Raw genomic sequence first — 21,178 nt, 5'->3', positions numbered from 1 at the left:
AAATATGTGAAAATTGTAGGCCGGACAAGGCGCTCGCGCCGCATCCGGCATTGTTCATTTGCTGTAGATGACACTCATGCATACAGTATCGCCTGTACGCGCCAGTTATCAGGCTGCTGGTCTTCGTACATGGTAATAATGCGGTACCATGACGCACCTTGTTCATCGGCCTTTAACGCCACGATACGTTCCACGTCCTGCGGATCCCCTGAAATATTGCTAACTGAGATCTGACCTATTTCATTCAGGCCCGTCACGCAGTCAGCACTGGCGAATTCTGCAGACTGTGCCGTGGCGCTCGCAGGATAAGTCACTAATTGCAGCGAGGGTGAGGCAAGTAATTGTTTCATCGTCAGCTCCATTTTTCGTTTCCCCACATGTTGCAGGGCATTCCATCGCGGTAATAAACGCCCAGGCTTCCAGCCGGTAATTTATTGTGCACAGGTAAACGCATAGGGACGCAAAGCAATGTAAAGCTGACTATGTAAGTTGTCTGATTTATTTACGGTACAAAATGGCTTGTGAATACCACTGTCCTGTCACGATGGTTTCGTCCACCATGACGACAACGTAATAATCAGCTTTTGCAGCGACAGCTTTCGCTTTGATTTCTGCTAATGCGTCATCCGGAGAACCCCGAACCATCGTGCTTACGCTACCTATTCGCTGTAACCCTTGCGTCTGGTTGCGGCGAATCTCTTGCGGATGGTCCGTTACTGGCGGTGCTGGCTGTGGCGTACCTTGCAGTGCGCTACAGGCACTTAACATCAACACCAATAATAAACTGGCAAACCGGTAAATAACGCTATTACGTTTCCTGCTAACCATAGTGTAGTGCCTTATTAATTTAACTTTGGGGGAATGTTCCCGAATTGTTACCTGGTACGCGATTTTCGAATGAAAACGTGACGAAAGCGTAACCCACATCTCAACATTATGAACTAATACCGCCAGCAGAAACTTGTGCTAAGGATTTCTTCATGTCATACCAGACAAAAAGGAGAGACAGATGATTGAAATAGAATCACGCGAGTTGGCAGATATTCCCGTTCTTCATGCTTATCCTGTCGGACAAAAAGATACCCCATTACCGTGCGTGATTTTTTATCACGGCTTTACTTCGTCCAGTCTGGTGTATAGCTATTTTGCCGTTGCGCTGGCGCAGGCTGGTTTGCGGGTGATCATGCCGGATGCGCCCGATCACGGTAGCCGTTTTAGTGGTGACGCAGCGCGGCGGTTAAATCAATTCTGGCAAATCTTGCTACAAAGTACGCAGGAATTCACTACTTTACGTGCGGCAATAGCCGAAGAAAACTGGCTGCGTGATGACCGTCTGGCAGTCGGTGGCGCGTCGATGGGCGCGATGACGGCACTGGGAATTACCGCTCGCCACCCCACGGTGAAATGTACCGCCAGTATGATGGGATCAGGCTATTTTACATCGCTCGCCCGTTCACTGTTTCCACCGCTGATACCTGAAACGGCAGCACAACAGAATGAATTCAATAACATTGTCGCGCCGCTGGCAGAGTGGGAAGCGACAAACCACCTGGAACAACTTGGTGACAGACCTCTACTGCTGTGGCATGGCCTCGACGATGACGTTGTGCCTGCCGATGAATCACTACGTTTGCAGCAGGCCTTAAGCGAGACGGGACGGGATAAACTGCTAACCTGTTCATGGCAGCCAGGCGTGCGTCACCGCATTACGCCTGAGGCGTTAGATGCTGCAGTGACATTTTTCCGCCAGCATCTTTAAACACGCAGAATGCTGACCCCTTGCGCTTCCAGTTGTTGCAGGATTTCCGGGTTAGCATTTTTGCCGGTGATCAGCATATCAATTTGATCGGCACGGCTAAAAAGCATTCCCGCGCGTTCGCCAATCTTACTGCTATCAACCAGTACCACCAGTTTCCCTACCACGCTCAGCATCTTCTGCTCTGCCATTGCCGTCAGCATATCGGTTTTATACAACCCTTCTGCTGTCAGTCCTTTGCCGCTGGTAAACATCCAGTGCCCGGCATAGAGACTGTTTTCGCTGCCCTGCGGGCTTAAAGTGATGGACTGACTTTTGTTGTACTGTCCGCCCATAATGATCACGCTGTCATGTTCTTGATCGATCAGGTAATTTGCCAGCGGTAGATAATTAGTGATGATTTGCACTGGCTTGCCACACATTTCCCGCCCAAGTAGAAACGCGGTGGAGCCGCAGTTGATGACTACGCTTTCGCCCGGATTAACCAGCTGCGAGGCCGCTTTAGCGATACGTACTTTTTCATCGTGATTCTGCGCCTGATGCAGATTCATCGGCGTCCAGCGCGGGCGCTGTTGGGTAATAGCTTCTGCGCCATTGCGCACTTTTTTCAGTTTGCCGCTTTCGTCAAGTTTATTGATATCGCGTCGCGCAGTGGCAGGCGAAATTCCCAGACGCTCAACGACTTTCTCAACGGTCACAAAGCCCAATTGTGCGAGCATTTCCAGGAGGATTTGATGTCTTTGTGCTTCAGTCATGAGCTATTCCGATAAAATTTGATTTTTTTAGATGATATTTGAAATAGCCAGGAAATACTACGCCGGATAGCGCGAACTACTCCACGCTATCCGGTATAAACGACAGATTACAGGAATGACTTGAACGGCAGATCCGGTTCAATAGTGAAGCAATCATCGAAACCACGCGGATAGTGGTACTCGAAGTTGTCTTTATCCAACGGCCAGGTAAATTTGCCGCCAACCTGCCAGATAAACGGCTTGAAGCCATACTTCAGGCGATCTTTTTTCATCTCCCACAGCACGCGGATCTCTTGCGGATCGGCCTGGAAGTTTGACCAGATATCGTGGTGGAACGGGATCACTACTTTCGCATTCAGCGCTTCACCCATACGCAGCATATCGGCGCTGGTCATTTTGTCGGTGATACCACGCGGATTTTCGCCGTATGAACCTAAAGCCACGTCGATCTGATGCTCATTACCATGTTTTGCATAGTAGTTAGAGTAGTGGGAGTCGCCGCTGTGATACAGGGAGCCGCCAGGCGTTTTGAACAGGTAGTTCACCGCGCGATCGTCCATGCCATCTGGCAGTACGCCAGCCGCTTTTTGATCGGCAGGCAGGGTGATCAGTGCAGTACGGTCGAAAGCATCAAGCGCATGAATTTCAATGTCTTTCACTTTTACTACATCGCCCGGTTTGACCACGATGCAACGCTCTTTCGGTACGCCCCAGCCAATCCACAAATCCACACAGGTTTTCGGTCCGATAAACGGTACGTCATCAGCACAGTTCTGCATCACGGCAGCAGCGACGTTAACGTCGATATGATCGTTGTGATCGTGAGTCGCCAGTACCGCGTCGATCTGGCGAATCGCAAACGGATCAAGAACAAACGGGGTGGTACGCAGGTTTGGCTGCAGTTTTTTCACGCCAGCCATGCGCTGCATCTGGTGACCCTGTTTCATTAACGGGTTACCGTGACTTTGTTTGCCAGTGCCGCACCAGAAATCAACGCAAACGTTGGTGCCACCTTCCGATTTCAACCAGATCCCGGTGCAGCCAAGCCACCACATCGCAAATGTGCCAGGAGCGACCTGTTCTTGTTCAATTTCTTCATTCAACCAGCTACCCCACTCCGGGAAAGTGCTCAGGATCCAGGATTCACGGGTGATACTTTTCACTTTACTCATCGCCATTTACCTTCATGATAGTTCAATTCGAATCAATATATGATTGGTTTTGATTAATACTGACACTATTTTTTCAGGAAGGCAATGACCATTTTTTGACTTTTTGCCAGGGAAGTTGTTGTTGATTTTGAGTATGGAAAGATTTAATGGAATGTGTAATTCAATTAACTAAATGAATTTAAATGAATAATTGTTTCGTTGTGTGAATCCCTCTCTATCCATGTGGAATTATTTGCGGGTCGCGTCACATTTAATCATAAATAATCTTGTTGTGATTACTTTTGAAAATTAGAGTGAGTGCACAACATTCCGGGTGTGTGGAATACCCGGTTACCTCTTCTTCAGGAGATCGTTATGGAGATCCTCTACAACATCTTTACCGTGTTTTTTAACCAGGTCATGACCAATGCCCCGTTGTTGCTGGGTATTGTGACCTGTCTGGGCTACATCCTACTGCGCAAAAGTGTCAGCGTTATTATTAAAGGCACGATTAAAACCATAATTGGTTTCATGTTGTTGCAGGCAGGGTCCGGAATCCTCACCAGCACCTTCAAACCGGTGGTGGCGAAAATGTCCGAAGTCTACGGCATTAACGGCGCAATTTCCGATACTTACGCGTCGATGATGGCAACCATCGACCGCATGGGCGATGCCTATAGCTGGGTAGGGTACGCGGTGCTGCTGGCACTGGCGCTGAACATTTGTTACGTGCTGATGCGTCGTATTACCGGTATTCGCACCATCATGCTGACCGGCCACATTATGTTTCAGCAGGCGGGGCTGATTGCCGTCACGCTGTTCATCTTTGGCTACTCCATGTGGACGACCATTATCTGCACGGCGATTCTGGTTTCGCTCTACTGGGGTATTACCTCCAACATGATGTACAAGCCGACTCAGGAAGTGACGGACGGCTGCGGTTTCTCCATCGGTCACCAGCAACAGTTTTCATCATGGATTGCCTATAAAGTTGCGCCGTTCCTCGGCAAAAAAGAGGAAAGCGTTGAAGACCTCAAACTGCCAGGCTGGCTGAATATTTTCCACGACAACATCGTCTCCACGGCGATTGTGATGACCATCTTCTTTGGTGCCATTCTGCTCTCCTTCGGTATCGACACTGTGCAGGCGATGGCAGGCAAAGTGAACTGGACGGTGTACATCCTGCAAACTGGTTTCTCCTTCGCGGTGGCGATCTTCATCATCACTCAGGGCGTGCGCATGTTTGTGGCGGAACTCTCTGAAGCATTTAACGGTATCTCCCAGCGCCTGATCCCTGGTGCGGTTCTGGCGATTGACTGTGCGGCTATCTATAGCTTCGCGCCGAACGCCGTGGTTTGGGGCTTTATGTGGGGCACCATCGGTCAGCTGATTGCGGTTGGCATCCTGGTCGCCTGCGGTTCCTCGATCCTGATTATTCCCGGCTTTATCCCGATGTTCTTCTCCAACGCCACCATCGGCGTGTTCGCTAACCACTTCGGCGGCTGGCGTGCGGCGCTGAAGATATGTCTGGTGATGGGGATGATTGAAATCTTTGGCTGCGTCTGGGCGGTGAAACTCACCGGTATGAGCGCCTGGATGGGCATGGCGGACTGGTCGATTCTGGCACCGCCGATGATGCAGGGCTTCTTCTCCATCGGTATCGCCTTTATGGCCGTCATCATTGTAATTGCACTGGCTTATATGTTCTTCGCTGGCCGCGCACTGCGCGCAGAAGAAGATGCAGAAAAACAACTGGCAGAACAGTCTGCTTAATAAGGAGTTTTGATTATGACCGTACGTATTCTGGCTGTGTGTGGCAACGGACAAGGCAGTTCCATGATCATGAAGATGAAAGTGGACCAGTTTTTAACCCAATCAAACATTGACCACACGGTAAATAGCTGCGCGGTTGGCGAATACAAAAGCGAGTTGAGCGGCGCGGATATCATCATCGCTTCTACGCACATTGCGGGCGAAATCACCGTGACCGGCAACAAATACGTGGTTGGCGTGCGCAACATGCTCTCTCCTGCCGATTTTGGCCCGAAACTGCTGGAAGTGATCAAAGCGCATTTCCCGCAGGACGTGAAGTAAGGACGCGCCATGAAATTACGTGATTCGCTGGCGGAGAATAAATCCATCCGCCTGCAGGCTGAAGCTGAAACCTGGCAGGACGCGGTGAAAATCGGCGTCGATCTGCTGGTGGCGGCGGACGTTGTCGAGCCGCGCTATTACCAGGCGATTCTGGATGGCGTGGAACAGTTTGGCCCTTATTTCGTTATCGCTCCGGGGCTGGCGATGCCGCACGGGCGGCCGGAAGAGGGCGTTAAGAAAACCGGTTTCTCTCTGGTAACGCTGAAAAAGCCGCTGGAATTTAACCACGACGACAACGATCCGGTGGATATCCTCATCACCATGGCGGCGGTCGATGCCAACACTCACCAGGAAGTGGGCATCATGCAGATCGTCAACCTGTTTGAAGATGAAGAGAATTTTGACCGTTTACGCGCCTGCCGTACCGAGCAGGAAGTACTGGATCTCATTGACCGCACCAACGCGGCAGCTTAAGAAGGAATTGAACATGTCATTACCGATGTTGCAAGTCGCGCTGGACAACCAGACTATGGATAGCGCCTACGAAACCACTCGCCTGATTGCCGAAGAAGTCGACATTATCGAAGTGGGCACCATTCTGTGCGTGGGCGAAGGCGTGCGTGCGGTTCGTGACCTGAAAGCGCTCTACCCGCACAAAATCGTGCTGGCAGACGCCAAAATTGCCGATGCGGGCAAAATTCTTTCTCGTATGTGCTTCGAAGCCAACGCTGACTGGGTGACCGTAATTTGCTGTGCGGATATCAACACCGCCAAAGGTGCGCTGGACGTAGCAAAAGAGTTTAACGGCGACGTGCAGATCGAACTGACCGGCTACTGGACCTGGGAACAGGCGCAGCAGTGGCGTGACGCAGGCATTCAGCAGGTGGTTTATCACCGCAGCCGTGACGCGCAGGCCGCAGGCGTAGCGTGGGGCGAAGCGGACATTACCGCGATCAAACGTCTTTCCGATATGGGCTTCAAAGTCACCGTCACCGGTGGCCTGGCGCTGGAAGATCTGCCGCTGTTCAAAGGTATTCCGATTCATGTGTTTATCGCTGGTCGCAGCATCCGTGATGCCGCTTCTCCGGTTGAAGCTGCACGTCAGTTCAAACGTTCCATCGCCGAACTGTGGGGCTAAGGAGCGGATATGTTGTCCAAACAAATCCCGCTTGGCATCTATGAAAAAGCGCTCCCCGCCGGGGAGTGCTGGCTGGAACGCCTGCAACTGGCAAAAACGTTGGGCTTCGATTTTGTCGAGATGTCGGTAGATGAAACGGACGAGCGCCTGTCGCGCCTCGACTGGAGCCGCGAGCAGCGTCTGGCGCTGGTGAACGCGATTGTTGAAACCGGCGTGCGCGTGCCGTCCATGTGCCTTTCTGCTCATCGTCGTTTCCCGCTGGGCAGTGAAGATGACGCGGTGCGGGCGCAGGGGCTGGAGATTATGCGTAAAGCTATCCAGTTCGCCCAGGATGTCGGTATTCGCGTGATCCAACTGGCGGGCTATGACGTTTACTATCAGGAAGCCAATAACGAAACGCGTCGTCGTTTCCGTGACGGCCTGAAAGAGAGCGTTGAGATGGCAAGCCGCGCGCAGGTGACGCTGGCGATGGAGATCATGGATTACCCATTGATGAACTCCATCAGCAAGGCGCTGGGCTACGCGCACTATCTCAACAACCCGTGGTTCCAGCTCTACCCGGATATCGGCAACCTCTCGGCGTGGGACAACGACGTGCAGATGGAGTTGCAGGCCGGAATCGGGCATATCGTCGCGGTACATGTGAAAGACACCAAACCGGGCGTCTTCAAAAACGTGCCGTTTGGCGAAGGCGTGGTGGATTTCGAACGTTGTTTCGAAACGCTCAAACAGAGTGGCTATTGCGGGCCGTACCTGATTGAGATGTGGAGCGAAACGGCGGAAGACCCGGCGGCAGAAGTGGCGAAAGCGCGTGATTGGGTGAAAGCGCGCATGGCGAAAGCGGGCATGGTGGAGGCGGCATAATGCAAAAGCTAAAACAGCAGGTATTTGAAGCCAACATGGAGCTGCCGCGCTACGGGCTGGTGACCTTTACCTGGGGCAACGTCAGCGCTATCGACCGCGAACGCGGGCTGGTGGTGATCAAGCCCAGCGGCGTTGCCTACGAAACCATGAAAGCGGCCGATATGGTGGTGGTTGATATGAGCGGCAAGGTGGTGGAAGGGGAGTATCGCCCATCTTCCGACACCGCGACGCATCTCGAACTCTACCGTCGTTACCCGTCGCTTGGCGGCATTGTCCATACCCACTCCACTCATGCCACCGCATGGGCGCAGGCGGGGCTGGCGATCCCGGCGTTAGGCACCACGCACGCTGACTACTTCTTTGGTGATATCCCGTGCACGCGCGGATTAAGCGAAGAAGAGGTGCAGGGTGAGTACGAACTGAACACTGGCAAAGTGATTATCGAAACGCTGGGCAACGCCGAGCCGCTGCATACGCCGGGAATTGTGGTGTATCAGCACGGACCGTTCGCCTGGGGGAAAGATGCCCACGACGCGGTGCATAACGCGGTAGTGATGGAAGAAGTGGCGAAAATGGCGTGGATTGCGCGCAGTATTAATCCACAACTCAATCACATCGACAGCTTCCTGATGAATAAACACTTCATGCGTAAACACGGTCCTAACGCTTATTACGGGCAGAAGTAGAACACGCGCTGCGGAAATTTCCTTCCTCGGGAGATAACTGGTCTAATTCCGCAGCCGTTTTTCAAAAAAAGCCCCCTGCGAAGGGGGCAAAGCAAACTATGGCAATGTTTCGTTGGTTATACCTGGTGCTAACGATAAATATCCGCGCTGGCGTGCATATTGCCGTTACTCCCCGGTTCCCGCATCAGAATTACGTGGTAGTACGTTGCGCCTTGCGCATCTGTTTCTTCATTTAATGCCTGACGTGCTTCGCTTTCAGTGGCGAAATTATGATTGATATAAATCACGCCTAAGCTTTGCACATCGTCCATATTTCTGGCCTGGTGGTTATTAATTTCAATGGCTGCCCATGTATTTGCACTTAGCAAAAGCACAGCCAGAAGGGCTAAAACTCGACTGAACATAGATACCTCCTCGACGGCTGACTTTGTGTGTTCTCCTCTGTGATGATCTTCTGATTTAATTTTAATCAATGATAAAGAAGTTGATGGTGACCATTTCTGATGCAGTTGTTCGAAAAAACACTGTGACGGAATGTGATGAACTTCAAATCAGGGAGTTAGTTCTTTTGAGCGAAAGATGAGATTTATTTGTCGGCTGGCCTTGAGTTTAGCGGGGCATACAAGTACTATAACGCGTCATTTTTCAGCCGACCTTTAACACGTTCCTTGCCTCCCCGGGATTCGGCTGACCCAGACAGGAGGCTGAATAATCCGTAAGGAGCAATTCGATGCGTCATTACGAAATCGTTTTTATGGTCCATCCTGACCAGAGCGAACAGGTTCCGGGCATGATCGAGCGCTACACTGCTGCCATCACTGGTGCAGAAGGCAAGATCCACCGTCTGGAAGACTGGGGCCGCCGTCAGCTGGCTTACCCGATCAACAAACTGCACAAAGCACACTACGTTCTGATGAACGTTGAAGCTCCGCAGGAAGTGATCGATGAGCTGGAAACTACCTTCCGCTTCAACGATGCCGTTATCCGCAGCATGGTTATGCGTACCAAGCACGCTGTTACCGAAGCATCTCCGATGGTTAAAGCGAAAGACGAGCGCCGTGAGCGTCGCGATGATTTCGCAAACGAAACCGCTGATGATGCTGAAGCTGGGGATTCTGAAGAGTAATTTCTGATGACCAACCGTCTGGTGTTGTCCGGCACCGTGTGCAGGACTCCCCTTCGAAAGGTCAGTCCATCAGGAATTCCTCACTGCCAGTTCGTGCTTGAGCATCGTTCTGTGCAGGAGGAAGCCGGTTTTCACCGGCAGGCATGGTGTCAAATGCCCGTTATTGTTAGCGGACACGAAAACCAGGCCACTACTCACAGTATAACGGTCGGCAGTCGCATAACCGTTCAGGGGTTCATTTCATGCCACAAGGCAAAGAACGGACTGAGCAAAATGGTTTTGCATGCCGAGCAGATTGAATTGATAGATTCTGGAGACTAGCCATATGGCACGTTATTTCCGTCGTCGCAAGTTCTGCCGTTTCACCGCGGAAGGCGTTCAAGAGATCGACTATAAAGATATCGCTACGCTGAAAAACTACATCACCGAAAGCGGTAAGATTGTCCCAAGCCGTATCACCGGTACCCGTGCAAAATACCAGCGTCAGCTGGCTCGCGCTATCAAACGCGCTCGCTACCTGTCCCTGCTGCCGTACACTGATCGCCATCAGTAATCGGTCACGGTCCATTAATACGACTTTGAGAGGATAAGGTAATGCAAGTTATTCTGCTTGATAAAGTAGCAAACCTGGGTAGCCTGGGTGATCAGGTAAACGTTAAAGCGGGCTATGCTCGTAACTTCCTGGTACCGCAGGGTAAAGCTGTTCCAGCTACCAAGAAAAACATTGAATTCTTCGAAGCACGTCGCGCTGAACTGGAAGCTAAACTGGCTGAAGTTCTGGCAGCTGCTAATGCTCGCGCTGAGAAAATCAATGCACTGGAAACTGTTACCATCGCGTCTAAAGCTGGCGACGAAGGTAAACTGTTCGGTTCCATCGGTACTCGCGACATCGCTGACGCTGTAACTGCAGCTGGCGTTGAAGTGGCTAAGAGCGAAGTTCGTCTGCCGAACGGCGTTCTGCGTACCACTGGCGAACACGAAGTGAGCTTCCAGGTTCACAGCGAAGTATTCGCGAAAGTGATCGTAAACGTAGTAGCTGAATAATTCGTTATTCAACGAGACGTAAAAAAACGCCGACCATTGGTCGGCGTTTTGCTTTTGTAGCGAGCACTTGCAGATATCGATAAGGGCCACAATAAGCAGCCCTACGAAGATAATTACTTAGCCGCCTGAATATCAGCCAGCATTGGGGCAAGGGCTGGGTTATCCTTAGCGAAGTTTGCGTACATTGGCTGTACTTTCTCGATAAACGGAGCTTTATCTACCTGGTAGACTTTCACGCCCATTTTATCCAGTTTTGCAAATTCTTGTTTCTCTTCCTCGCTCCACAAGTCTTTCATGTAGCTCATTGATTCTTTAGCTGCTTTTAATATAACTGCCTGATTTTCCGGGCTAAGTTTATCAAACGCAGCATTGCTCATCAGAACCACATCGGGAACCATAGTGTGTTCGTCAAGGCTGAAGGATTTTGCCACTTCACCGTGACGCATGGTGGTCAGCGCCATCACGCTGTTTTCTGCCATATCGACCACACTCTGCTGTAAGGCTGTATACAACTCGCCGTAATCCAGTGGCGTCGGGTTACCGCCCATGACTTTGATCATTTCAACTGCGCCAGGGCTTGGCTGGACACGGACTTTCATGCCTTTCAGATCGTCTGGTTTCAGTACTGGTTTATTGCCATAGAAACTGCGGGCGCCTCCATCATAAAAAGTCAGCCCGAAATAACCTTTGCTTTTCGTTGAGTCGAGGATTTTTCTCCCGATATCGCCCTGCATGACCTGATAATAATGATCACGATCGCGGAACAAATAAGGCAGGCTAAATAATTTATAGGAATTTTCAAATGCTTCCATTTCTGCCGCATTGGTTTTTACCAGTGGAATAGCGCCAGAACGAATCAGCTCCATTGTTTCTCGTTGAGTACCCAATGTTCCATTTGGATAAATACGAATAGTAATATCACCGTTAGAGTACTCTTTGCTCTTTTTCGCAAAGAACTCCATCGCTTTATGAACAGGATGAGACTTATCCTGATTATGACTCAGTTTTAATGTCACTGCCCAGGACTGGCTTGCGGATAACATAAGAACAGCACCGATAATGCCAGCGGATACTTTTATTTTCATAGATGTTCCTTTTCTAATAAATATGGCGGCAGGTGCCGCCAGTGAATGCGCATCAGTAACCCAGTGCTCTTGGCAATGCCATACTGATTTGCGGAATATAGGTCACCATTGCCAGCACCAATACCATCACGGCATAGAATGGCTGCATAGGTTTGATAATTTTATTAATCGGTAATTTAGATACACTACAACCGACAAATAACACACTGCCTACAGGCGGAGTACAAATACCGATACACATGTTCAGTACCATGACAATACCAAAGTGGATCGGGTCCATGCCCAGTTCGGTGACAACCGGTAAAAATATCGGCGTAAAAATCAGTACCGCCGGTGTCATATCCATAAAAGTGCCGATAATCAACAGGATAATATTGATAATAAGCAGGATTATTATTGGGTTGTCAGAAATAGTGTTAAGCAAATCGAGAATCAGGAAGGGAACGTCAGCGTTTGACATTGCCCATGACATTCCCATCGAAGAACCAATTAATAACAAGACAATTGCAGTGGTAATAACGGATTCCAGAAATATTTTAGGTAAATCTTTAACTGAGATTTCACGATAAAGAACCAGTGCAAGGAAAAGGGTATAAATTACTGCAATTGCGGAGGCCTCTGTCGGGGTAAAAATACCACTTAATACACCCCCCATAATTAAAATAATCAGGAAAATACTGGGGATAGCCATCCATATCGCAACGCCAGCCTGGCGTAAAGTCGGGCGTTCTGGCTTTGGATAACCGCGACGTACCGCGATAATACCGGCTATTACCATCAGTGCCAGACCCAGCAAAATTCCCGGAACATAACCCGCCAGGAACAGTGCGGCAATAGAAGTACCACCACTGACCAGTGAATAGACGATTAACGTATTACTTGGTGGAATAAGCAAACCCGTCGGGGCAGAGGCAACGTTAACCGCAGTACTGAATGCCGGGTCGTAGCCCTCTTTAACCTGTTGCGGATGCATGACGCCGCCCATCGCAGCCGCCGAAGCCACGGCTGAACCAGAAATTGCCCCGAACAGCATATTGGCGAGAATATTACAGTGGGCAAGTGAGCCTGGCAGACGACCGCCGAGAATACGGGCAAAGTTGATTAATCGTCGCGCTATTCCTCCATGATTCATAATGTTGCCAGACAAGATAAAAAATGGGATTGCCAACAACGTAAAACTATCTAACCCGGAGGCTAACTTTTGGGAAACCACACTCAATGCTGAGTTGAAATCGAGTTGTGTGGAAATTGATGCCAGTGTCGATAAACCAATGGCATAAACAATAGGTACACCTAATGCCAACATAAAAAAGAAGGCACCAAATAACACAATAATCGGTAACCAGTAATCCATAATTTCTCCATTCCTACTATGGTTGGTTGTTGTTTGTTATCTTTAGAGTGGTTGTTTAAGTTCGGTTAAAACTATATCTATGGTGTATATAATAATAAGTACACTACTAATCGGGATGCTCATATAGATATATCCCATCTGCCAGCCTAAAGCGGGCGAGGTCTGACCTGAATCGAATGTATCCATCGTTAATAGACCACCACCATATACCATAATGATGGTAGCGAAGATAATAACGATAATCTGAATACACAAAAATAAATGACGTCGGGCTTTTCCTTTCAGCATCATAGGTAGCAGGTCAATCGCCAGATGCCGGTTTTGCCCTGCGGTGTATGCCCCACCAAAAAGTCCAAGACAAATAAAGAGCAAACGGCTGAGTTCATCTGTAAAAATACTGGGACTAGTAAATATAAATCGTGCAGCCACCTGCCACGTCACACATGCCACGATGATCGCCAAAATGGTAATGTTCAAGGCTGCAAGTAGAGCATTAATAGATCTAATTATATTTCGCATAGTGATTAACCTTTGCAATATCATTCATCCTGTGGCTGGTAAATTGTCCCATTAAGAAAACCAGGCCAGTTTTTTTCAAACCAAATACCTCGGATAATAGGAAACTCACGAACAGGTGTTTCTCTGACGTGAAAGATACCGTTGCAATAATGAATAAGTAGTTTATCTTTTTTATCCTCAGTACGCTCTGAACGAAAGCGCCAGGCATCACAAAAACCATTTCGTGTTTGCGGAATAGAATTTCCATCCCTGTCGAGAATAATACGTGCTCCCCGGCTACCACCACCTGCGTCAATATAATGCGTTAATTGCGTTAATACGGCGGCAGAAGTCAGTGCCATATGCCGCCACATAAACAGCTCGGCAACTTCACCCACATGTTTGATAGCCAATCCATGCCGTTGGACAAATTCGTTCAATAGCAGGGCATCACGAGTGGCACGTCGGACTTTATCGGCATGGCAAATAAATCCCGCATAGTCAGACATTCGTGCCTGAATTTTTTCTCTCACAACCGACAACGGCATCCCGGTCCCGTTATCGTGCGCCTGAGTAATGATCTCTCTTATAGAAGCCAGTGCCGGAGCTACCAGCTGTGCTATATCTCCATCAATATTACGTTTTTGCGTGCAACCAATAAAACGTGCCAGACGAACAGCAAAAACCTGCCCGGCATTCAATGCCGCACCACCAGGGCGAGTGACGCCGTGTGTGCCAGCAACTTCCCCCACGGCGAAACAGCCGGGCAGGGAGGTTTGTCCCCAGATATCCACTTCAATGCCGCCATTCATATGCTGATTATTCATGGCAAACTGCAATGGCTGTGTGGTGAGATCGTAACCGTGCATCTTATACAGCGAGATAGACAGCGGATTCATTCGTTGCAGCCGTTCGATGGGCGATGGTGCCAGAGCGTCGTTATTTTCCAGATACGCGCGAACGTCGTCGTCCAGTCGATCTAATGAGAACGGCAGGTCACCCGGCACCGCTTCAGGATTGCGATTGAAATCCATAAATACCTGACGCCCTGATTGCTGCTCTTGCGCTACTGCCATATCTAACAAGCTGGAGCCAAAATCCATCACCCGAGTGGCGTGGAACGGCCACTGATAGCCTTTACGGAAAATGTTTGAAGCCAGCTCCTGGGTGGTGCGATAGTAATCCGCGAGGAAGTTATACTCGTTACCCTCAGCATCCACGGAATAGATATACGGGATCACCTGTACATAGGTGCCGGATAAATTCCACGGAAACGTGCTACGCGGCGTGCCTATACCAAACTGGCTTTCGGTCAGATTGGTTAGCGTCAGGCCTTCCTCCAGCGCCAGCCCCAGCGAGCCAAAACATTTGTGTGGGTACACACTGTCGCGATAAAGCTCGCCAGGCCCTCCTGTTGCCAGTACCACATTGGGCGCAGTCACAATTGCCAGCCCCCAAGGGTTATGGGCGCGATGACCGGTCGCGAGGATTGCCCCCGCAACACGGTCTTCGCCGTTTTCGTCACGCTGATGCAGCAGTTTAATCACTGTTGCACTAGTCAACACTGGAATGGCGAGGCGCTGTACTTCTTCCAACAGCACTTTCACCATTAACCTTGAGGTACGCGGCCCACACGAGGTTGCACGCCCGGCTTCGTCATGGTCGGTTTGATAACGAAGAATCGCGCCATAGCGATCTTCCGGTAATTCCAGACCAAGATATTGCAACCCGCCAAGAGTGTGCAGAGAACCTACCGCTTCGACATAAGCGGTGTCGTGATCCATCGCCCCACCGCTCGCCAGTGCCTCTGCCAGTTTGGTGAAGTTGTCGCCGTTGCCCGCGGTAGCGGCGGTAAACAGTGTCTGTTTATCGGAACCAGAACATGCCGACGTCCCCATATATAACCCGGCGGTGGCGATCAGCACATTTTGCTGGCGGCGTTTAAGTTCCACAGCTGCACGCAGCCCGGCTGCACCACTGCCGACTACCAGGGCATCTGTTTGCCAGAGTGGGTAATCAACACCGTCTACCGTGACAACCCATGCGGGCTCTACCTGTGCAAAACCCTTTGGGAAAGTAACGTGCGTCAGCGCATCAAGGATGGTGTCATCAAGCTGACTCATGCATCCTCCATCGGCGTAAACAGGCTACTTTCCATCAGGCGTGGGTGCTTGATAATTGGACGGAAAGCCATATACGGCAGAATGTCGCGCTCAATCTCCACACCCGGCGCGATTTCAATTAATTCAACGCCTTCTGCCGTTAACTGGAATACTGCGCGTTCAGTGATATACAACACTTCCTGACCACTTTGCTGTGCGTAGGCGGCGCTAAAAGTGATTTTTTCCACCTTGGTAACCAGTTTAGGGATTTGACCTGACTGGGCGATATGCAAGCCATCTGGTGTTATATCGATCTTGCTGCCTTTAGCGTCGAACGTGCCGCAGAACACCACTTTACGGGCATTTTGCGCAATTTCGAGAAATCCGCCGGGGCCAATCAGATTGCCATTGAGATGGGAGACGTTGACGTTACCGTACTGATCCATCTCTCCCATGCCGAGGAAGGTGATATCGATCCCTCCGCCACTGTAGAACTCAAATTGATCGAGTGATGGAATAATGGCATCGGCGTTGCGGGCGCAGCCGAAAAACGCATCATCCAGCATCATGCCGTTATGTACGCCTTGCTCGACGCTCAGCCATAAACTTTGGTAAGGAACGCCTTCGCGCAGCGCTACTCCTGGAATGCCGCCGGGAATACCAAAGCCAAAGTTGGTTGAAGCGCCAGCTACCAGTTCGCGTGCTGCCCGACGGGCAATCAGGCGACGTACCGGATGACTAACCAGTTCAATAGCGTCGTTAGAACTCAGACGGCGATGTTGGCCGCTGATGGTCAGGTCGTAACCGCCAAGATAGGTTTGTGGCTGTTCGCGGTGTTCAACGATGCCATCAACCAGAATGCCCGGTAATTTAACCCGGCGTGGTTCAATCGCGCCAGCTTCCAGCACATCGCGTACCTGTACGAACACTTTGCCGCCGCTGTTGTGTGCTGCCAGCGCCATGGAATAGCTATCCATATCAATCGCTTCTTCTTCAAGGCTGACGTTGCCTCGAGGATCGGCATAAGTGCCACGCAAAATCGCGTAATCCACTTTGAAAGGGCGATAACGAAGTTTGGTTTCACCGTCGATTTCAATCAGTTCTACCAGCTCGTCGGTAGTGCATTCATTCGACTTACCGCCGCCATTGCGTGGATCAACAAACGATCCCAGCCCAACGTGGGTAAAAAGCCCCGGACGTCCGGCGCCGATCTCCCGTAGCAGTGCCTGAATCACGCCACCAGGAAAGCAGTAGGCTTCAATCGTGTTATTTTTTACCAGCGCCTGCATTTTGGGCGACCAGGTAAAGTGCCCGGCAATAATGCGTTTGAGCATCTCTGCGTGCGCAAAACGATTAGTGCCTTTGCAGTCGCGATCGCCAATACCCAGCGAGTGGATTAGCGTCAGGTCGCGAGGGTGTCCGGTTTGCAGGAAACGCGCTTCAATAGCAGCCAGAATATGGTCGGCTTCCACCATACCGCCGCCGTTACCGCTAATAGCAATAGTCGCACCGTCCTGAATTTGCGCCGCCAGTGCCTCGGCGGTTGTTATCTTACGCATACAATTTCCTTATTGATTATGGAAGCTCACGCTACTTTTTTCGGCAAAGGCGCGCGTCGCCTGCTGGCAATCCTGAGTGGCGGACATTAATCCGGCCAGTAGCTGGTGCGGGTAATCGGCATGTTTATTTTCCAGTGCCAGAATCAGTTGCTTAATATGCGCCAGTGCCACCGGACCGCATTTTTCCAGCTGCGCTAACTGGTTCACCATCCAGCTTTCCACCTGTTCTTTTTCTACCACTTCATCAATTAAATTCGCCGCCTGAGCTTCCTGCGCCGTCAGGCGTTTACCCAGCATCAGCATCTGGCGACCGACCACCGGACCAACCTGATTAAGCACACGTTCAATGCCCATCCAGCCAGGCACCATGCCGAGCATCACTTCCGGGTTAGAGAATTTCGCGCCGGGGCGGGCAATACGAATATCGCAGCACAAGGCCAGTTCAATACCACCGCCGATGGTATGACCGTTGAGATTCGCAACGGTTAATTGGGGTAAGTTTCGCAGGCGATTAAAAACGTCATTACCGCGTTTAATCCATTTTCTGCCCATATCTAATGGCGAATAGGCTGACCACGATTTAATATCGCCGCCCGCACAAAAGAATTTATCGCCGGTTGCCGTTAATTCGACTAATCGTAATGTGGTGTCGTTTTCAATTTCATTTAAATAATGGTCGAGAGATTCGATCATTTCTTCATTAATAGCATGACATTTATCTTCACGGTTCAATGTCAGGCGGCAGGAAGCTGCCGCTCTGCTGAACAGAACGGGTTGGTCACTCATGATCATTCCTTAACAATAATGCGCGATGCGATCGACGCTAATATCCAGCGTGCTGTTAATATCTTTCTGCCACCAGTAAGGCGAGAATATTTCCAGTTCTATAGCGCCATTAAATCCGGCGTTTTCAACCAGCCGACGAATTGACGGAATATTGATGACGCCATCTCCCGGCATTCCCCGGTCATTGACCAGATCGGTGGTCGGTACTAACCAGTCGGAAACATGAAACGCGAGGATGCGTTTTCCAGCACGCAGGATCTGACTGGCGAGATCCGGATCCCACCAGACGTGATAAACATCCACCGCCACGCCGAGGCCAAACTCACCATCGGGATCGAGTTCATCACACCAGTCCAGCGCCTGACGTAACGTGCACAGGCAAGAGCGATCGGCAGCTGTCATCGGGTGCAGTGGCTCCAGCGCAATTGGCACGCCGACATCTTTCGAATGTGGCAGCAACTGGCGAATCCCTTGTTTCACTTGTTTTCGCGCTTCATATAGATCTTTAGTGCCCGTTGGCAGACCGCCAACCACCTGCATATAACAGGCGGCGTTAAGCACCGCTGCGTCGTCCAGCGCCCGGCGGTTATCATCAATCGCCAGTTTGCGTTCCGCCAGTGTCGGCGCGGTGTAGTAAGTGCTACGGCACAAACCGGAAACGCTCATGTTACTGGCGGCAAGCTGGCGGGTGATTTGCTGGAGATCTTCACCCTGCAACTCCCTGCGCCAGGGGGCAATTGCGCCAATACCGCGTGCGGCGCAGGCATCAATAATGGCGGGTAGCGGCGTTTTATAGCCCAGTGTCGCGGTATTGATACTGAATAAATCCGGGCGTTGTAACAGATCTCTCATGATTCAGCCTCAGAAGCGCGGCATACTTAAGCCGCCGTCGATGGCGACCGCTTGACCACAGGTGTAAATCAGTTTACCTTCCGCCATCGCGCGGACGGTGGAAGCAATATCAGCCGGATAACCCCAACGTCCCCACGGCACCAGACCTTTGGCAATCAGTTCGTCGTAATAAGCCGTTGCTGGAATAGTCATATCGGTTTTGATGAGACCAGGGCGCACTTCATAAACGCCAATTTGTTCATTACAAAGGCGAGCAGCAAACAGACGAGCAGCGGCAGAAACGGCGGTTTTGGCAATGGTGTATTCGCCGCGATTCATCGCCAGCATGATGGCGTTGATGGAACTGACGAAAATAATCGAGCGGTGCGGCAGCTCCGCTTCCGGTTTCGGCTGTGCCAGTAAGCGCTTACTGAATGCCTGAGCAAGGAAGAACGGCGCGCGGGTGTTAATGGCAATGTTTTGATCGAAGCTGTCTGGTTCGAGGTCGAGGAGGTCACCGCGTTTTTTCACTGAAATGCCTGCGTTGTTGAGCAGGCAGTCCAGACGTCCCCACAGGTTTTGCGCCGCGTCGAGCATCTCTTCATGCAAGGAGAGATCGCCGACATCGGCAGGGAAGCAAATCACTTCCACGCCTTCAGCTATACATTCTTGTTGTGTGATATGCAGTTTTTCTACGCTGTCGGCATCGGGAAGATCGTTAATCAGCAGGTTAAATCCGCCACGAGCAAGCTCCAGCGCACAGCCCTTTCCAATACCACGAGCGGCTCCGGTAATCACGGCAACAGGACGAGTGGATTTCATACAATAGCTCTCTTTTTTTGAATATTGTTTTCTAAGTGACAATTAGCTTGCGACGTGCTGCAAGAAAGATCAACCATCTGGTTGGTTGATATGCGATAGTGATCACAGGACATTTGATAACTTGATGAAAGTACAAGTTTTTATCCTTTTTACTGGAGCTTCTAATTAATCGGGTTAAGATAGTTATCTTGAAGAGGTCGTGGGGAAGCGTTATGTATCTTGATACCAGCAACGTACAGAGCCTGAAGGAAAAGCTGCTGTTATGCGCGGTTAATGAATTTGCCGAATATGGTTATGAAGGGGCCAGGGTCGATAATATTGTTAAGGCTGCGGGGTGTAGTAAACAGACGGTTTATCATCACTTTGGTAATAAAGAAAATTTATTTATTGAAGTACTGGAATATACCTGGAACGATATTCGACAAAAAGAAAAGGCCCTTGATTTCTCAGATCTTCCGCCACAAAAAGCCATTGAGAAAATTATTGATTTTACATGGGATTATTATATTGCTAATCCCTGGTTTTTAAAAATTGTGCATAGTGAAAATCAAAGTAAAGGTGTGCATTATGCAAAATCACAGCGTCTCTTAGAAATTAACCATGCGCACTTGCAGTTAATGGAATCCTTATTGGATGAAGGGAAGAAACACAATATTTTTAAGCCAGATATCGACCCATTGCAGGTGAATATTAATATTGCTGCGCTTGGCGGATATTATTTGATCAACCAGCATACGCTTGGCCTGGTTTATCATATCAGTATGGTTTCCCCCCAGGCACTGGAAGCCAGACGTAAGGTCATCAAAGAGACAATCCTTAGCTGGCTTTTGGTTGACCCTTCATCTACCGCGCACGAATAAAACTGCCATCCGGCTGGCGGGTGAACAGGACCTGTTGATTATTCCCCGTATCAATGGTTAAGCCCGTCACCACGCCGCTGGCGTTCTGGCGGATTTTCACCATTTGCCCGTTTTGCAAATTACTCAGCGGCTTACCCGCGCCTTCTACCTGCGCCATTGCATAGACATCGGTAGCGGGCAGTCCGTGGTCGCGGAACAGCTGCGCCATCGTTTTACCGGGTTCGACACGGTAAGAGCGCCATTGATTATCAATTCCGCTATCTGGCTGGAATGGTTGTGTTTGGGTAGTTTGCGGCTGTTCTTCTGGCTGGCCTTCCTGTATAGGTTCTGGAGCGACCGGAGCCACCTGATCAGGATCATTTTGTGGTGTGACTAATTGCGCCCGCAGCTGTTCTTCTGTCGGCGGTTGTGATTGCGACTGAATATCTAACTGCGCTTCACGCGTCACCACCGGCGCGTTGGGCGTATCATCAGATGGAAGCAGAAATCCGACCACCAATATAATGGCGGCAATAATGATCCCCCGACGATGCATCGGCGGCAGCGGGTCCATGAAGCGAAAATTGTCCGGCGCGTGCCAGACTTTCTCCAGGGTTGGTTTTAGTTCAAAGCGCCCGGGCATGGTTTCCTCCTGCTCCGCGTCTTGTTCCTCAATCATAGCCTATGA

General features: G+C 50.3%; 26 protein-coding genes. 12 read left to right on the top strand and 14 right to left on the bottom strand.

Going from position 1 to position 21,178, the window contains the following annotated elements:
- Positions 1-74: 74 nt before the first annotated feature.
- The gene (gene yjfN, locus ACU8XX_RS21730) at positions 75-350 is read right to left on the bottom strand and encodes a DUF1471 family protease activator YjfN (protein WP_000811566.1); all 276 of its coding nucleotides are present in this window, start codon (positions 348-350) and stop codon (positions 75-77) included.
- Positions 351-498: 148 nt separating this feature from the next.
- Positions 499-828: a biofilm peroxide resistance protein BsmA gene (gene bsmA / locus ACU8XX_RS21725; RefSeq protein ID WP_000254640.1), complete on the bottom strand. Its 330-nt coding sequence runs from the start codon at positions 826-828 to the stop codon at positions 499-501.
- A gap of 181 nt (positions 829-1,009) precedes the next feature.
- On the opposite strand from bsmA, the gene yjfP reads away from it, so the two are divergent.
- Positions 1,010-1,759, top strand: a complete 750-nt coding sequence (gene yjfP / locus ACU8XX_RS21720) for an esterase (protein WP_000569720.1) — start codon at positions 1,010-1,012, stop codon at positions 1,757-1,759.
- Here yjfP and ulaR read toward each other — a convergent pair.
- Positions 1,756-2,511 (bottom strand): HTH-type transcriptional regulator UlaR, encoded by a 756-nt coding sequence (gene ulaR, locus ACU8XX_RS21715; RefSeq protein ID WP_000133631.1) that lies wholly within the window; start codon positions 2,509-2,511, stop codon positions 1,756-1,758. The two genes, yjfP and ulaR, sit on opposite strands and share 4 nt — an antisense overlap.
- A 107-nt stretch (positions 2,512-2,618) precedes the next feature.
- Complete coding sequence (gene ulaG, locus ACU8XX_RS21710) at positions 2,619-3,683, bottom strand: L-ascorbate 6-phosphate lactonase (RefSeq protein WP_001295191.1); 1,065 nt, start codon at positions 3,681-3,683, stop codon at positions 2,619-2,621.
- 354 nt (positions 3,684-4,037) lie between these two features.
- Here ulaG and ulaA point away from each other — a divergent pair, with 354 nt between their 5' ends.
- Genes ulaA through ulaF form a run of 6 tightly spaced genes read left to right on the top strand, consistent with a single transcriptional unit; the run spans position 4,038 to position 8,444 of the window.
- Positions 4,038-5,435 (top strand): PTS ascorbate transporter subunit IIC, encoded by a 1,398-nt coding sequence (ulaA, locus tag ACU8XX_RS21705; RefSeq protein WP_089640371.1) that lies wholly within the window; start codon positions 4,038-4,040, stop codon positions 5,433-5,435.
- 15 nt (positions 5,436-5,450) lie between these two features.
- Positions 5,451-5,756, top strand: coding sequence for a PTS ascorbate transporter subunit IIB (gene ulaB, locus ACU8XX_RS21700; protein WP_000218360.1), 306 nt, complete (start codon positions 5,451-5,453; stop codon positions 5,754-5,756).
- Positions 5,757-5,765: 9 nt separating this feature from the next.
- Positions 5,766-6,230 (top strand): PTS ascorbate transporter subunit IIA, encoded by a 465-nt coding sequence (ulaC, locus tag ACU8XX_RS21695; protein WP_000776510.1) that lies wholly within the window; start codon positions 5,766-5,768, stop codon positions 6,228-6,230.
- Between the two features lie 13 nt (positions 6,231-6,243).
- On the top strand, positions 6,244-6,894 hold the full coding sequence (gene ulaD, locus ACU8XX_RS21690; protein ID WP_000056760.1) for a 3-keto-L-gulonate-6-phosphate decarboxylase UlaD: 651 nt from the start codon (positions 6,244-6,246) through the stop codon (positions 6,892-6,894).
- A gap of 9 nt (positions 6,895-6,903) precedes the next feature.
- Complete coding sequence (gene ulaE, locus ACU8XX_RS21685; RefSeq protein WP_000949511.1) at positions 6,904-7,758, top strand: L-ribulose-5-phosphate 3-epimerase UlaE; 855 nt, start codon at positions 6,904-6,906, stop codon at positions 7,756-7,758.
- Positions 7,758-8,444, top strand: coding sequence for an L-ribulose-5-phosphate 4-epimerase UlaF (gene ulaF, locus ACU8XX_RS21680; protein ID WP_001170848.1), 687 nt, complete (start codon positions 7,758-7,760; stop codon positions 8,442-8,444). Before ulaE ends, ulaF begins: the two co-directional genes overlap by 1 nt.
- 128 nt (positions 8,445-8,572) lie before the next feature.
- On the opposite strand, the gene yjfY is transcribed toward ulaF, so the two are convergent.
- Positions 8,573-8,848, bottom strand: a complete 276-nt coding sequence (gene yjfY / locus ACU8XX_RS21675) for a DUF1471 family protein YjfY (RefSeq protein ID WP_000492914.1) — start codon at positions 8,846-8,848, stop codon at positions 8,573-8,575.
- Between the two features lie 326 nt (positions 8,849-9,174).
- Between yjfY and rpsF the strand changes: the two genes are divergently transcribed.
- Genes rpsF through rplI form a run of 4 tightly spaced genes read left to right on the top strand, consistent with a single transcriptional unit; the run spans position 9,175 to position 10,614 of the window.
- Entirely contained in the window at positions 9,175-9,570 is a 396-nt protein-coding gene (rpsF, locus tag ACU8XX_RS21670; RefSeq protein WP_001216676.1) for a 30S ribosomal protein S6, read from the top strand.
- Between the two features lie 6 nt (positions 9,571-9,576).
- The gene (priB, locus tag ACU8XX_RS21665) at positions 9,577-9,891 is read left to right on the top strand and encodes a primosomal replication protein N (RefSeq protein WP_240765299.1); all 315 of its coding nucleotides are present in this window, start codon (positions 9,577-9,579) and stop codon (positions 9,889-9,891) included.
- Between the two features lie 4 nt (positions 9,892-9,895).
- Entirely contained in the window at positions 9,896-10,123 is a 228-nt protein-coding gene (rpsR, locus tag ACU8XX_RS21660; RefSeq protein WP_000135199.1) for a 30S ribosomal protein S18, read from the top strand.
- Positions 10,124-10,164: 41 nt separating this feature from the next.
- Positions 10,165-10,614: a 50S ribosomal protein L9 gene (gene rplI / locus ACU8XX_RS21655; protein ID WP_001196062.1), complete on the top strand. Its 450-nt coding sequence runs from the start codon at positions 10,165-10,167 to the stop codon at positions 10,612-10,614.
- Positions 10,615-10,727: 113 nt separating this feature from the next.
- Here rplI and ACU8XX_RS21650 read toward each other — a convergent pair whose 3' ends face one another.
- From ACU8XX_RS21650 to ACU8XX_RS21615, 8 genes are read right to left on the bottom strand one after another with little or no spacing between them, the layout of a single operon-like run.
- Positions 10,728-11,699, bottom strand: a complete 972-nt coding sequence (locus ACU8XX_RS21650) for a TRAP transporter substrate-binding protein (protein WP_154311548.1) — start codon at positions 11,697-11,699, stop codon at positions 10,728-10,730.
- 52 nt (positions 11,700-11,751) lie between these two features.
- A complete protein-coding gene (locus tag ACU8XX_RS21645) occupies positions 11,752-13,053 on the bottom strand; it encodes a TRAP transporter large permease (RefSeq protein WP_240765295.1) in 1,302 nt (433 codons plus the stop codon).
- Between the two features lie 42 nt (positions 13,054-13,095).
- A complete protein-coding gene (locus ACU8XX_RS21640; RefSeq protein ID WP_032174494.1) occupies positions 13,096-13,572 on the bottom strand; it encodes a TRAP transporter small permease in 477 nt (158 codons plus the stop codon).
- Positions 13,573-13,592: 20 nt separating this feature from the next.
- Positions 13,593-15,674, bottom strand: coding sequence for an FAD-dependent oxidoreductase (locus tag ACU8XX_RS21635; protein WP_240765293.1), 2,082 nt, complete (start codon positions 15,672-15,674; stop codon positions 13,593-13,595).
- Positions 15,671-17,212 carry an acyl CoA:acetate/3-ketoacid CoA transferase gene (locus tag ACU8XX_RS21630; protein WP_001226955.1) on the bottom strand — a complete coding sequence of 514 codons (1,542 nt, stop codon included), beginning with the start codon at positions 17,210-17,212 and terminating at the stop codon, positions 15,671-15,673. Before ACU8XX_RS21630 ends, ACU8XX_RS21635 begins: the two co-directional genes overlap by 4 nt.
- A gap of 9 nt (positions 17,213-17,221) precedes the next feature.
- Positions 17,222-17,998 carry an enoyl-CoA hydratase/isomerase family protein gene (locus tag ACU8XX_RS21625; RefSeq protein WP_001283549.1) on the bottom strand — a complete coding sequence of 259 codons (777 nt, stop codon included), beginning with the start codon at positions 17,996-17,998 and terminating at the stop codon, positions 17,222-17,224.
- A gap of 9 nt (positions 17,999-18,007) precedes the next feature.
- Positions 18,008-18,850 carry a sugar phosphate isomerase/epimerase family protein gene (locus tag ACU8XX_RS21620; protein WP_016241793.1) on the bottom strand — a complete coding sequence of 281 codons (843 nt, stop codon included), beginning with the start codon at positions 18,848-18,850 and terminating at the stop codon, positions 18,008-18,010.
- Between the two features lie 9 nt (positions 18,851-18,859).
- Positions 18,860-19,651 (bottom strand): 3-ketoacyl-ACP reductase, encoded by a 792-nt coding sequence (locus tag ACU8XX_RS21615; protein WP_000843384.1) that lies wholly within the window; start codon positions 19,649-19,651, stop codon positions 18,860-18,862.
- A 212-nt stretch (positions 19,652-19,863) separates the two neighbouring features.
- On the opposite strand from ACU8XX_RS21615, the gene ACU8XX_RS21610 reads away from it, so the two are divergent.
- Positions 19,864-20,511, top strand: coding sequence for a TetR/AcrR family transcriptional regulator (locus ACU8XX_RS21610; protein WP_001299246.1), 648 nt, complete (start codon positions 19,864-19,866; stop codon positions 20,509-20,511).
- On the opposite strand, the gene ytfB is transcribed toward ACU8XX_RS21610, so the two are convergent.
- Positions 20,495-21,133: a cell division protein YtfB gene (ytfB, locus tag ACU8XX_RS21605; RefSeq protein ID WP_001119458.1), complete on the bottom strand. Its 639-nt coding sequence runs from the start codon at positions 21,131-21,133 to the stop codon at positions 20,495-20,497. The genes ACU8XX_RS21610 and ytfB overlap by 17 nt on opposite strands.
- Positions 21,134-21,178: the final 45 nt, after the last annotated feature.

It is taken from the genome of Escherichia sp. MAL-1 (assembly GCF_052948035.1).
Note: the sequence above shows the minus strand (reverse complement) of the source record. Positions and strands in the feature narration are given on the sequence as shown.